14 protein-coding genes are annotated in these 12,611 nt (G+C 59.5%); 4 read left to right on the top strand and 10 right to left on the bottom strand.

Translation table 11 applies throughout. The features are described 5' to 3' along the window. Nucleotides 1-52 precede the first annotated feature (52 nt). Nucleotides 53-646 carry a phosphoheptose isomerase gene (locus AD664_RS20820; RefSeq protein WP_042729547.1) on the top strand — a complete coding sequence of 198 codons (594 nt, stop codon included), beginning with the start codon at nucleotides 53-55 and terminating at the stop codon, nucleotides 644-646. Continuing rightward, entirely contained in the window at nucleotides 643-1,221 is a 579-nt protein-coding gene (locus AD664_RS20815; RefSeq protein WP_042729546.1) for a BON domain-containing protein, read from the top strand. The genes AD664_RS20820 and AD664_RS20815 overlap by 4 nt, the downstream gene beginning before the upstream one ends. Nucleotides 1,222-1,901: 680 nt before the next feature. Here AD664_RS20815 and AD664_RS27950 read toward each other — a convergent pair. The 8 genes from AD664_RS27950 to rplM all read right to left on the bottom strand — a co-directional run bounded on the left by AD664_RS27950 (nucleotide 1,902) and on the right by rplM (nucleotide 7,624). Continuing rightward, nucleotides 1,902-2,270 (bottom strand): DUF6124 family protein, encoded by a 369-nt coding sequence (locus tag AD664_RS27950; RefSeq protein ID WP_256207117.1) that lies wholly within the window; start codon nucleotides 2,268-2,270, stop codon nucleotides 1,902-1,904. 479 nt (nucleotides 2,271-2,749) lie between these two features. Next, nucleotides 2,750-3,160 carry a ClpXP protease specificity-enhancing factor gene (locus AD664_RS20800; RefSeq protein ID WP_042732146.1) on the bottom strand — a complete coding sequence of 137 codons (411 nt, stop codon included), beginning with the start codon at nucleotides 3,158-3,160 and terminating at the stop codon, nucleotides 2,750-2,752. Nucleotides 3,161-3,176: 16 nt separating this feature from the next. Then, complete coding sequence (locus tag AD664_RS20795; protein ID WP_053149276.1) at nucleotides 3,177-3,794, bottom strand: glutathione S-transferase N-terminal domain-containing protein; 618 nt, start codon at nucleotides 3,792-3,794, stop codon at nucleotides 3,177-3,179. A 151-nt stretch (nucleotides 3,795-3,945) separates the two neighbouring features. Further along, entirely contained in the window at nucleotides 3,946-4,728 is a 783-nt protein-coding gene (locus AD664_RS20790; protein WP_042732148.1) for a cytochrome c1, read from the bottom strand. Continuing rightward, on the bottom strand, nucleotides 4,728-5,939 hold the full coding sequence (locus AD664_RS20785) for a cytochrome bc complex cytochrome b subunit (RefSeq protein WP_042732149.1): 1,212 nt from the start codon (nucleotides 5,937-5,939) through the stop codon (nucleotides 4,728-4,730). Before AD664_RS20785 ends, AD664_RS20790 begins: the two co-directional genes overlap by 1 nt. Continuing rightward, on the bottom strand, nucleotides 5,939-6,532 hold the full coding sequence (petA, locus tag AD664_RS20780) for a ubiquinol-cytochrome c reductase iron-sulfur subunit (RefSeq protein WP_003205363.1): 594 nt from the start codon (nucleotides 6,530-6,532) through the stop codon (nucleotides 5,939-5,941). Before petA ends, AD664_RS20785 begins: the two co-directional genes overlap by 1 nt. A 256-nt stretch (nucleotides 6,533-6,788) precedes the next feature. Continuing rightward, nucleotides 6,789-7,181, bottom strand: coding sequence for a 30S ribosomal protein S9 (rpsI, locus tag AD664_RS20775; RefSeq protein ID WP_007961615.1), 393 nt, complete (start codon nucleotides 7,179-7,181; stop codon nucleotides 6,789-6,791). Between the two features lie 14 nt (nucleotides 7,182-7,195). Then, nucleotides 7,196-7,624 (bottom strand): 50S ribosomal protein L13, encoded by a 429-nt coding sequence (rplM, locus tag AD664_RS20770; RefSeq protein WP_003205365.1) that lies wholly within the window; start codon nucleotides 7,622-7,624, stop codon nucleotides 7,196-7,198. A gap of 245 nt (nucleotides 7,625-7,869) precedes the next feature. Between rplM and AD664_RS20765 the strand changes: the two genes are divergently transcribed. After that, on the top strand, nucleotides 7,870-8,910 hold the full coding sequence (locus AD664_RS20765) for an NADP(H)-dependent aldo-keto reductase (RefSeq protein ID WP_047738232.1): 1,041 nt from the start codon (nucleotides 7,870-7,872) through the stop codon (nucleotides 8,908-8,910). A 128-nt stretch (nucleotides 8,911-9,038) separates the two neighbouring features. Here AD664_RS20765 and AD664_RS20760 read toward each other — a convergent pair whose 3' ends face one another. Continuing rightward, entirely contained in the window at nucleotides 9,039-10,175 is a 1,137-nt protein-coding gene (locus AD664_RS20760; RefSeq protein ID WP_047738234.1) for an acyl-CoA dehydrogenase family protein, read from the bottom strand. 244 nt (nucleotides 10,176-10,419) lie between these two features. On the opposite strand from AD664_RS20760, the gene AD664_RS20755 reads away from it, so the two are divergent. Then, nucleotides 10,420-11,316: a GlxA family transcriptional regulator gene (locus AD664_RS20755; protein WP_172679749.1), complete on the top strand. Its 897-nt coding sequence runs from the start codon at nucleotides 10,420-10,422 to the stop codon at nucleotides 11,314-11,316. A gap of 190 nt (nucleotides 11,317-11,506) precedes the next feature. Here AD664_RS20755 and zapE read toward each other — a convergent pair whose 3' ends face one another. Beyond that, entirely contained in the window at nucleotides 11,507-12,601 is a 1,095-nt protein-coding gene (gene zapE / locus AD664_RS20750) for a cell division protein ZapE (protein ID WP_042728267.1), read from the bottom strand. Between the last annotated feature and the right edge of the window lie 10 nt (nucleotides 12,602-12,611).

The following is a 12,611-nucleotide window of genomic DNA, read 5'->3' as shown; positions in this document are numbered from 1 at the left end:
TGCGGGCCGCACATGTTTGTGCCGATAAGCCGCGCTACTTAAGGTCACACAGATGGACATGCAATCGCGAATTCGCCAGCTTTTTCAGGCCAGTATCGACACCAAGCAACAGGCGATGGACGTACTTGCACCACACATCGAGCAAGCCAGCCAGGTGATGGTCAACGCCCTGCTCAACGAGGGCAAGATGCTGTCCTGCGGCAACGGCGGCTCGGCCGGCGACGCCCAGCACTTCTCGTCCGAACTGCTCAACCGCTTCGAGCGCGAGCGCCCGAGCCTGCCAGCCATCGCGCTGACGACTGACAGCTCGACGATCACCTCGATCGCCAACGACTACAGCTACAACGAAGTCTTTTCCAAACAGATCCGCGCCTTGGGCCAACCTGGCGATGTACTGCTGGCGATTTCCACCAGCGGCAACTCCGCCAACATTATTCAAGCGATCCAGGCCGCACATGATCGCGAAATGATTGTCGTAGCATTGACCGGGCGCGACGGCGGCGGCATGGCGTCACTGCTGCTGCCTGAAGATGTCGAGATCCGCGTACCGGCCAAAGTCACCGCACGTATCCAGGAAGTCCACCTGCTGGCGATCCACTGTCTCTGCGACCTGATCGACAGCCAAATATTCGGGAGTGAAGAATGACCCCTAATCGCCTGGGCCTTCTGGCCCTGACCCTGTGCCTCGGCATCAGCGGCTGCACCTCGGTGGTTAATGCCAGCCGGGAGAAGCCGATCGAGGACGACCGCGGTACCCGTACCTTCGGCAGCAAGATCGACGACTCGCTGATCGAAACCAAGGCCGGCGTGAACATCGCCAAGGCCGACCCGGACCTGGACAACAACTCGCACATCGTCGTGACCAGCTTCAACGGCGTTGTGCTGCTGGCCGGCCAGACCCCGCGCGCCGACCTCAAGGCCAAGGCCGAACAGGCCGCCAGCTCGGTGCAGCGGGTCAAGACTGTGCACAACGAACTGCAGGTCCTGCAACCGTCCTCGCTGCTGGCCCGCCAGAACGATGCCTGGCTGACCACCAAGATCAAGACCCAGATGCTCACCGACGCCAGCATTCCTGGCTCGCGAATCAAGGTTGTGACGGAGAATGGCATCGTTTATCTGCTGGGGTTGCTGACCAAGCAGGAGGCCGCCCAGGCGACCAATCTGGTGCAGGGGGTGTCTGGGGTGCAGAAGATCGTGAAGTTGTTTGAGTATATTGACTGAGGGGAGTGGCGGTTCTTGATGCTGCGCTCGGTTTGACTGGAAAAGCGGTGCTTCTTTTATAGGGGGGGCGCCGTTTTTTTTTGGTGTGCATATCCGTTTCTTCGGTAACGGCTGCTTGGGGTTCCGCCCTTACGGCGGGTCACTTTTGGATAAGGCGCCAAAAGTAACCAAAAGCGCCTTGCCCCACCACTGGGCACCTCGCCAAGGCTCGGTGTTCCTTAACGAAGGCATTGCTCCGTGGGCCCGCCGCGAAGGGCCATCCATGGCCCAGCGCGACTATCCCGGCATCCATGCCGGGATGCCCACTGCGCAACGCCTGCATTCGGCCCTTGTGGTTTACGGGGCGTCTAAGATCAAAAGCAAAAGCAAAAACCAGAGCAGGCGCGAAGCGGCGTAACGGCTGACCTGCTTTCCGGCCTCACCTCAATCCAACTGTGGGAGCGAGCTTGCTCGCGATTGCAGTGTGTCAGCCAACATCAATGCTGCTGACCTGACGCCATCGCGAGCAAGCTCGCTCCCACAGGTATTCGGGTTGGCCGCAGGATCAACGCTCGCCACCAATCCATTGTGGGAGCGGGCTTGCCCGCGAAAGCGGAGGGTCATCTTGCAAAGATGTTGGATGTACTGGCCCCTTCGCGGGCAAGCCCGCTCCCACTGAGGGCTAGGTACTAAGTGCAAAGCTATCGCGGATCGACATTATCCAGCACTTGGTTCGCCAGCAATGAACCCCGTTCAATCAACTGCTGAATGCCAAGCGTCAAATGACGCCGCGAGCCTTCCAGGTCGAATGCGAGTTCGTTGGACATGGCGTCCGCCGAGGTTTTGTCTTGCTGCTTGGCTTTGGATTTTGCGGACGGCGAGGAAGGCACAGCCCCACCCTGTGGCGAGGGAGCTTGCTCCCGCTCGGCGGCGTAGCCGTCGTGGGGCGGGTTCAGGTGGTTTTCCTGAAAGAATGCGTCATTGGTTTTGGGACGGCTTTGCCGCCCAGCGGGAGCGAGCTCCCTCGCCACAGGGGTTGGGTGTCGCAATCCAGGGCTGTGCTTGACCATGGCATTCGACTTACCGGAAATACACCTTGAGAGATTGGGTGGCTGTCAGACCGTCTTCGCGAGCAAGCTCGCTCCCACAGGATTCAGGTACGCCGGAAAAGTCAGGCCGACCGCCAGGCCGCCTCGCTTTGGCTTTGGCTTTGGCTTTGGCTTTGGCTTTGGCTTTGGCTTTGGCTTTGGCTTTTGATCTTAGACGCCCCATTAACCACAAGGGCCGAACGCAGGCATTGCGCAGTGGGCATCCCGGCATGGATGCCGGGATAGCCGCGCTGGGTCATGGATGACCCTTCGCGGCGGGCCCACGGAACAATGCCTTCGTTAAGGAACACCGAGCCTTGGCGAGGTGCCCAGTGGTGGGGCACAGACCTTTTGGTTACTTTTGGCTGGGCCGGCATTCCGGGCGTTTGCCAAAAGTGACCCGCCGTAAGGGCGGAACCATAAGCAGCCATTACCAAAGAAACGGATATGTATACCAATCCTTACTTCACCACCTTAAGACTAGGCCGCCCACTAGGCCGTGGCGGCTCATCATCCGGCGGCAGGTCCTCGTCGGCCTCGAAGGCCTCCTCGCCGTCCAGCGGCGTCTCGAGCTCGAACACCATGCCCTGGCCATTCTCCCGGGCATAAATCCCCAGGATCGCAGCGATAGGCACGAACAGCGTGTGCGGCACGCCCCCGAAGCGCCCTTCGAAACTCACCGCGTCGTTATCCATGTGCAGATGACGCACGGCAGCCGGCGAAACGTTCAGGACAATCTGCCCGTCATTGGCAAACCCCTGTGGTACCTGCACCGATGGATATTCGGCGTTGACCAGCATGTGTGGGGTGCAATCGTTGTCCACAATCCACTCGTAGAGCGCGCGGACCAGATAAGGTCGACTGGAGTTCATAGCGGCTCCTTAAGCCTCAGCGCATGTCGCGTTCGACGCCAGACAGACTCGCCTGGAAAGCCTCACGCGCGAATTGGCGCTCCATATAATCAAGCAGCGGCTTGGCAGGCCGCGGCAGTTCGATACCCAGGACAGGCAATCGCCAGAGTATGGGTAATAGGCAGCAATCCACCAGACTTTGTTCCTCACTGAGAAAGAACGGCTTGTCGATGAACAGCGGCGATACGCCCGTCAGGCTTTCACGCAACTCTTTACGAGCCACGACCCGCGCAGGCTCCTTGGTCCGTGGGTCCAGGATCTGGTCCACCAACCCGCACCAGTCTCGCTGGATGCGATGCATCAGCAAACGACTGTTGGCACGCGCGACAGGGTACACCGGCAGCAAAGGCGGATGCGGATAACGCTCATCCAGGTATTCCATCACCACGGTCGACTCCCACAGCGCCAGGTCGCGATCGACCAGCGTAGGCAGGCTGCCGTATGGGTTCACCTCGATCAGTTTTGGCGGCTGACGGCCCGCGTCGACGTAGATGATCTCGGCGCTGACACCCTTCTCGGCCAGTACGATGCGTACCCGGTGGGAATAGTGGTCGGCGGGGTCGGAGTAGCAGGCCAACCGATTGGTCACGCCCATGGCGATCCTCCTCGCTTGTAGAAATTTTCGAAAAACGGAAAAACGAGCGCGCCCAGAGGGCGCCTCCCGTAACGCCTGGCCGACCAGGCTCGTTACACTTTCAGAGACGCCCTTGGGCGCGCACGATTAACAGCAACGGCTTACAGCTTTATCAATGCACGTCTTTCCAGTATTCACGCTTGAGCAGGTAAGCGAATACGAAGAAGAACGCCAGGTACAGCAATACATACGTACCGATGCGCTGATGCTCCAGCTTCACCGGGTTGGCCGAGTAGGCCAGGAAGGTCACCAGGTTCTTGACCTTCTCGTCGAACTGCTCAGGGGTCAAGGTGCCGCTGTTCGGCACGATGGTCAACTGATCGCAGGCTTCGTGAGTCAGGGCGGTGCCGGTCAACGGGTCGAATTGCTTCTTGCCGTTCTCGACGATCTGCACCTGTTTGCAGCCTACCACCTGACGACCCTGCAGGCCGACCAGGACGTTAGGCATGCCGACGTTCGGGAAGACCTTGTTGTTCACGCCCCATGGACGCGCAGGATCTTCGTAGAACGACCGCAGGTAGCCGTAGAGCCAGTCGGTGCCACGCACTCGCGCCACCAGGGTCAGGTCGGGCGGCGCCGCGCCGAACCAGGTCTTGGCATCCGAAGGCTGCATGCCAACGGTCATGTGATCGCCCAGCTTGGCACCGGTGAACACCAGCTTCTCCAGCATCACCTCGTGGGGAATGCCCAAGTCATCGGCCACACGCTCGTAACGTTGGAACTTGGCGCTGTGGCAGCCCATGCAGTAGTTGGCGAACGTACGCGCGCCGTCCTGCATGGCGGCTTTGTCGGAAACGTCGATGTCGACTTTTTCCAGCTCAGGACCACCGTGTTCAGCCGCGAAGGACAGTACAGGCATGGCAGCAAGAATCAGTACAGCAAATAGCTTTTTCATCAGCCAGTCACCCTTTCCGGAACCGGTTTGGTCTTCTCGAGCCTGGTATAGAACGGCATCAGAATGAAGTAGGCGAAGTACAGGAAGGTGCACACCTGCGAAAGCAGCGTACGTTCCGGTGTCGGTGCCAGTACGCCCAGCACACCCAGGATCACGAACGAGATGCAGAACACCACCAGCCAGATTTTGCTCAGCCAGCCTTTGTAGCGCATCGACTTGACCGGACTGCGGTCCAGCCAGGGCAGGACGAACAGCACAGCGATGGCCGCGCCCATGGCGATAACGCCCAGCAACTTGTCCGGAATGGCCCGCAAGATCGCGTAGAACGGCGTGAAGTACCAGACCGGGGCAATGTGCTCAGGGGTCTTGAAGGCGTTCGCCTGTTCGAAGTTCGGCTTCTCGAGGAAATACCCACCCATCTCCGGGAAGAAGAACACGATGGAGCAGAAGATGAACAGGAAGACCACCACGCCGACGATGTCCTTCACGGTGTAGTACGGGTGGAAGGCAATGCCATCCAGCGGTACGCCGTTTTCGTCCTTGTGTTTCTTGATGTCCACGCCGTCCGGGTTGTTCGAGCCGACTTCGTGCAGCGCCAGGATGTGCAGCACCACCAGGCCAAGGATCACGATCGGCAAGGCGACCACGTGCAGGGCGAAGAAGCGGTTCAGGGTGATGCCGGAGATCAGGTAGTCACCACGAATCCACTGGGTCAGGTCGTTGCCGATGACCGGGATCGCACCGAACAGCGAAATGATCACCTGGGCGCCCCAGTAGGACATCTGGCCCCACGGCAGCAGGTAGCCCATGAAGGCTTCGGCCATCAGCGCCAGGTAGATCAGCATGCCGAAGACCCACACCAGCTCACGCGGCTTCTGGTACGAACCGTAGAGCAGGCCACGGAACATGTGCAGATAGACCACGATGAAGAACGCCGAGGCGCCGGTGGAGTGCAGCAGGCGCAGGATCGAACCGTACTCGACGTCGCGCATGATGTATTCGACAGAAGCGAATGCTTCTTCCGCCGACGGGGTGTAGCTCATGGTCAGCCAGACACCGGTGACGATCTGGTTGACCAGAACGAGCAGCGCCAGGGAGCCAAAGAAGTAGAAGAAGTTGAAGTTTTTTGGAGCGTAGTACTTGCTGAGATGGTCTTCCCACATCTTGGTCGCGGGAAAGCGCGCATCAACCCAATCCATTAGTTTGCTCATCACGCTTTCTCCGTATCGACGCCGATGACAATGATGTCGTCGGTCTCATAGGAATGCGGGGGAACTGGCAGGTTCAACGGTGCAGGCTGCGACTTGTAGACGCGACCGGCCAGGTCGTAGTGGGAGCCGTGGCAAGGGCAGAAATAGCCACCGACCCAATCCTTGCCCAGGTCGGCCGGGGCCACTTCGGGACGGAACGTTGGCGAGCAACCCAGGTGCGTGCAGATCCCGATCAGTAGCAGGACTTCCGGCTTGATCGAACGCGTTTCAGGATTGACGTATTCCGGTTGGACCGAGTTCTTGGAGGATGGGTCGGACAGCTGACCCTCGATCTTTTTCAGATTCCCCAGGATTTCCTCTGTACGGCGGACGATGAACACCGGCTGGCCGCGCCACTCAGCAATCATCTGCTGGCCTGGCTCGATCTTGCTGACATTCACTTTCACCGGTGCACCTGCAGCTTTCGCCTTGGCACTGGGAAACCATGACCCCACGAACGGGACCGCAGCCCCCACCGCTCCTGCAGCACCCACCACGGATGTGGCTGCTACCAGGAAGCGACGCCGGCCTGCATTCACGCCGTCATTGCTCATTCAGTCCTCTCCCATCAGCTTTGTGGCCTGTTAGATCAGGCGTCTACTAAGTAAAAATCTGAACTTATAAAAATTTTGCCGAATGGTAATGAAAAGCCCCAATTCTGACAAGGTAATTACCAAGCGGCCAAACCGCTAAGCCTTGTAGTATAGGGGTTCTACGAATGTGGCAAGTTGTCACAGAGCAATTCTTTCACGCATAAAAAAACGCCCAGCTCCGTGAGGAACTGGGCGCCTTTTGAAAGCGGAAGCGAAATTAACGCTTCGAGTACTGCGGACGCTTACGCGCTTTACGCAGACCGACTTTCTTACGTTCAACTTCACGAGCATCGCGAGTCACGAAGCCAGCTTTGCGCAGGGCGCTACGCAGGGTTTCGTCGTAGTCCATCAGGGCGCGAGTGATGCCGTGGCGGATTGCGCCAGCCTGGCCACTTACACCACCACCGATAACGGTGACGTAGATGTCGAATTTTTCGACGGTCTCGGTCAGTTCCAGCGGCTGACGAACTACCATGCGGGCAGTTTCGCGGCCGAAGAAGCTATCCAGGGAGCGGTTGTTGATGGAGATGTTGCCAGTGCCCGGACGCAGGAAAACGCGTGCGGTTGCAGTCTTGCGACGGCCAGTGCCGTAATTTTGAGTCGCCGACATAATGAACTATTCCGTTAAAACTTCAGTTCTTGGGGCTGCTGAGCAGTATGAGGGTGAGCAGCGCCCGCATAAACCTTCAGCTTACGATACATGTCGCGACCCAGCGGGTTCTTAGGCAGCATGCCTTTAACCGCGGTCTCGATCACGCGCTCAGGGGCCTTGGCGATCAGCTTTTCAAAGTTGATCGACTTGATGCCGCCAGGAAAACCGGAGTGGGAGTAGTACATTTTGTCAGTGGTTTTAGCGCCAGTAACACGTACTTGCTCAGCGTTGATCACGACGATGTAGTCGCCGGTGTCAACGTGAGGGGTGTACTCAGGCTTGTGCTTGCCACGCAGACGGCTCGCGATTTCGGTGGCCAGACGACCCAGGGTCTGACCAGCAGCGTCGACGACGAACCAGTCGCGCTTTACTGTTTCCGGTTTAGCAGTAAAAGTTTTCATTCTTTATAGCCTCAGGGGCCGCCCTGTAAATTAGACGGCGGATCTTACTGAATAGTGCGTACTTTGACAAGTCAAAGGCAGCCGGATACAGACGCTTTCGGGGGCTCGGGTCGGCGCGTCCGTTCAACGGCAAGATTCTTCGGCGGCGGGGCATCACTTCCACTGCAGAAAGAGGTGCGCAATTATGCAGATTGCGAAAACTTTTTCAACCTGCTTTTATGATTGTTTTGCCCAAGGAGGTCCCGATGGACTATCGCCAGCTAGGCCGTACCGATCTGAACGTGAGCGCCCTGTGCCTCGGCACCATGACCTGGGGTGAGCAGAACAGCGAGGCCGAGGCCTTCGCCCAGATCGAGCGCGCCAAGGGCGCCGGCATCAATTTCATGGACACCGCCGAGATGTACCCGGTCCCACCGAAGGCCGAGACCTATGCCACCACCGAGCGCTACATCGGCAATTATTTCAAGAGCCGCGGCGACCGCGCCGACTGGATCCTGGCGAGCAAGATCGCCGGCCCGGGCAACACCATCGACTACATCCGCGACAAGCAGCTCAAGCATAACCGCCGGCACATCGTCGAGGCCGTGGACGCCAGCCTCAAGCGCCTGCAAACCGACTGGATCGACCTCTACCAACTGCACTGGCCGGAACGCAGCACCAATTTCTTCGGCCAACTGGGCTACCAGCACAAGGCCGACGAGGATTTCACCCCGCTGGAGGAAACCCTCGAAGCCCTGGACGAACAGGTGCGCGCGGGCAAGATCCGCCACATCGGCCTGTCCAACGAAACGCCCTGGGGCACGATGAAGTTCCTCGCCCTGGCCGAAGCCCGGGGCTGGCCGCGCGCCGTGTCGATCCAGAACCCGTACAACCTGCTCAACCGCAGCTTCGAGGTCGGCCTGGCGGAAATCGCCATCCGCGAACAGTGCGGGCTGCTGGCCTACTCGCCCTTGGCGTTCGGCTTCCTGTCGGGCAAGTACGAAGGGGGCGCACGACCTGCCAAGGGCCGCCTGAGCTTGTACAGCCGCTTCACGCGCTACTTCAACCCGCAATCGGAAGCGGCGTGCAGCCGTTATGTGGCGCTGGCCCGGGAGCATGGCCTGGATCCGGCGCAGATGGCCCTGGCGTTCGTCACCCAGCAGCCATTCGTGACCAGCAACATCATTGGCGCCACCACGCTGGAACAACTGGACAGCAACATCGCCAGCGCCGACCTGAAGCTCTCGAAGGAAGTCCTGGCAGGGATCGAGGCGATCCATAAGGACCATCCGAACCCGGCGCCTTGATCATAGGCCTCATCGCGAGCAAGCTCGCTCCCACATGGGGTCGATGTTGATCACAAAATAGCGATCAAACTCGACTCCCCTGTGGGAGCGAGCTTGCTCGCGATAGCGGACCCAAGCCCACCACTGCATCAAAGCGACCGCGCAATGATCTCCTTCATGATCTCGTTGGTCCCGGCATAGATCCGCTGCACCCGTGCATCGGCCCACGCCCGGGCAATCGGGTACTCCCACATGAAGCCGTAGCCGCCGTGCAACTGCACGCATTCGTCGAGCACCTTGCATTGCAGGTCAGTGCCCCAGTACTTGGCCATCGCCGCCGTCGGCACATCGAGCTTGCCCTGCAGGTGCAACTCCAGGCAGCGATCGACGAAGACCCGGCCAATCTGGATCTCGGTGGCCATTTCCGCCAGCTTGAAGCGGGTGTTCTGGAAGTCCGCGATGGATTTGCCAAACGCCTTGCGGTCACGGGTGTAGTCGAGGGTCCATTGCAGGGCCGCTTCAGCCGAGGCCAAACCGCCGATGGCGACGGTCAGGCGCTCCTGAGGCAGTTCCTGCATCAGGTAGGCAAAGCCCATCCCGGCTTGCCCGAGCAGGTTTTCCTTCGGTATGCGGACATCCTGGAAGAACAATTCCGACGTGTCCTGGGCCTTCATGCCGACTTTTTCCAGGCGCTTGCCCTTCTCGAAACCCGGCGTACCCGCCTCCACCAGGAACAGGCTGGTGCCCTTCGCACCGGCCTTCGGATCGGTCTTGGCGACGACAATCACCAGGTCCGCCAGGAAGCCATTGGTGATGAAGGTCTTGGAGCCGTTGATGACGTATTCGTCGCCCTCCAGCACCGCGGTGGTCTTCACGCCCTGCAGGTCGGAGCCGGCGCCCGGCTCGGTCATGGCAATGGCCGTGACCATCTCGCCAGACACCAGCTTCGGCAGGTACTTGTGCTTCAGCGCTTCGCTGCCGTAATGCAGGATGTAGGGCGCGACGATGTCGGAGTGCAACGAGAAGCCGATCCCGGTCAGGCCCAGGCGGCCGATTTCCTCGATCACCACCGTGCTGTAGAGAAAATCGGCCTCAAGCCCGCCGTATGCCTCGGGCAGGTGGGAGCACAGCATGCCCGCCTCCCCTGCCTTGTTCCAGAGCTGGCGGTCCACATGCCCCTGTTTTTCCCACTGGCTGTGATACGGCACGGCTTCTTTTTCAAGGAAGGTTCGTACGCTGTCACGAAACAATTCGTGCTCGGGGCTGAACAGGGTTCTCGGGATCATGGGGCACCTTTCGTTATTGTTCGACGTGGTTATCCAACAGAGCCTAAGCCGGCGAAGAATGACAGGACACTGGACACATCCGACAAAAAATAAGACGATCCAGCCGTTTGGTGACCACTTTCCCCTATAAAAATAAAGATGAATTATGTCCATGCACGTCTCCACGCCCTTGCGGCGCGTCAGTATCCTGGCCATCGACCGGGTCTTCGCCTTCACCCTCATGCAAGCCAAGGACTTCTTCTACCTGGCCAGCCTGCGCTACGGCAAACAGCTGGGCCTGGGCCTGACACCGGCCTTCGAAATCCGGCTGGTCAGCCCGGACGGCAAGCCGGTCAACAGTTTCAGCGACGTGATCATGCCGGTGGATGGTGGCCTGGAAGACACTGACGTCATCATCCTTCCGGCGTTCTGGGATGACTTCCAGGCGCTGTGCCAGCGCTATCCGCAGATCCTGCCCTGGCTGCGCGAGCAGCACGCTCGCGGCGCGGTGCTCTGCGGCGAGGCCACCGGGGTGTTCTGGCTGGCCGAAGCCGGGCTGCTCGATGGCAAGGAGGCGACCACTTACTGGCGCTTCTTCAACGCGTTCAAGGAACGCTTTCCTCAGGTCCACCTCAACCAGGACAAGCACCTGACCGACGCCGACAACCTGTTCTGCGCCGGCGGTACGACATCGGCGTGCGACCTGTACATCTATCTCATCGAACGCTTCTGCGGCGCCAACGTGGCCCAGGCAGTGGCGCGGGATATTCTGTATGAAGTGCAGCGCAGCTACTCACCCGGGCGGATCGGTTTCGGCGGGCAGAAGCTGCACCAGGACGTGATCATCCTGCAGATCCAGCACTGGCTCGAAGAACACTTCGCCGACAAGTTCCGCTTCGAGGACGTTGCCCGCGAGCATGGCATGAGCATCCGCAACTTCATGCGCCGCTTCCAGACCGCCACCGGAGACAAGCCACTGCATTACCTGCAACGGCTGCGCATCGAAACGGCCAAGGGCCTGCTCTCCGGCAGCCGCAAGAGCATCAAGACCATCAGCTACGAAGTGGGCTACGACGACGCAAGCTTCTTCGCCCGCCTGTTCCGTCAACACACCGACCTGTCACCGAACCAGTATCGGCAGCAGTTCCAGCAGGCGGCGTAGCCCGAAAGCTTGGCAACGATCCACTGTGGGAGCGGGCTTGCTCGCGATGGCGGCGGTTCAGCAGCACTGATACTGACTGACACGACGCCATCGCGAGCAAGCTCGCTCCTACAGGGTTATGCAGTGAACGGCTAAATCTCCCGCGCACAAAAAAGGCCTGCAATCGCAGGCCCTTTTTTATGCAAACGCCCTACGGCTTGTGCGCCCGCGATAGGAATTCGTGGGATTGCATTTCCAGCAGGCGACTGAGGGTCCGCTGGAATTCGAAGGTCAGGCGACCGCCGGTGTAGAGGTCCTTGAGTTCGACTTCCGCCGAGATGATCAGCTTCACGTTACGGTCGTAGAACTCGTCGACCATGTTGATGAAGCGTCGGGCGATGTCGTCGGTGGTAACGCTCATCTGTTCAACGCCACTGAGCAGCACGGCGTGGAAGATCTTGCCCAGTTCGATGTAGTCGTTCTGGCTGCGCGGGCCGTCGCACAGTTCGCGGAAGTCGAACCAGGCGACGTCGTCGCAGGTGCGGATGGCGCGAATCTCACGGTTCTCGATGATCAGCACGTCATTTTCGATGGCCTGGGTGCATTCCGGCGTCAGGGCGCGGAAGCTCTTGCGCAGGCTTTCTTCGGCGGCAGCGTCGAGGGGGAAATGGAACAGCTCGGCTTGCTCAAGGTGACGCAGGCGATAGTCGACGCCGCTGTCGACGTTGACGATCTCGGTGTGTTCCTTGATCAGCGCAATGGCCGGCAGGAAGCGTGCACGTTGCAGACCGTCCTTGTACAGGCCGTCCGGGACGATGTTCGAGGTGGCGACCAGGGTCACACCGTTCTTGAACAGTTCTTCCATCAGGGTGCCGAGGATCATCGCGTCGGTGATGTCGGACACAAAGAACTCATCGAAGCAGATCACCCGGGTTTCCTGGGCGAAGCGCTTGGCGATGATGGTCAACGGGTTCTTCTCGCCGCCCAGGGTCTTCATTTCCTCGTGCACGCGCTTCATGAAGCGGTGAAAGTGCGTGCGAGTCTTTTCCTTGAAGGGCAGCGCTTCGAAGAAGGTGTCCACCAGGTAGGTCTTGCCACGGCCCACGCCGCCCCAGAAATACAGGCCCTTGACCGGTGCCTGGTCTTTTTTGCCGAACAGTTTGCCCAACAAGCCTGGCTTGTTGTTCGACGCGGCGATCAGGTCATCGTACAGGCGCTGCAAATGGCGCACTGCCGTTTCCTGGGCTGCGTCGTGGAAGAACTCCGGGCGTTTCAGATCAGCTTGGTATCGTTCTAGGGGCGTCATATTCGTTAGC

This window comes from Pseudomonas sp. P97.38 (assembly GCF_001269745.1).
Lineage (GTDB): Bacteria > Pseudomonadota > Gammaproteobacteria > Pseudomonadales > Pseudomonadaceae > Aquipseudomonas > Aquipseudomonas chlororaphis_E.
Note: the sequence above shows the minus strand (reverse complement) of the source record. Positions and strands in the feature narration are given on the sequence as shown.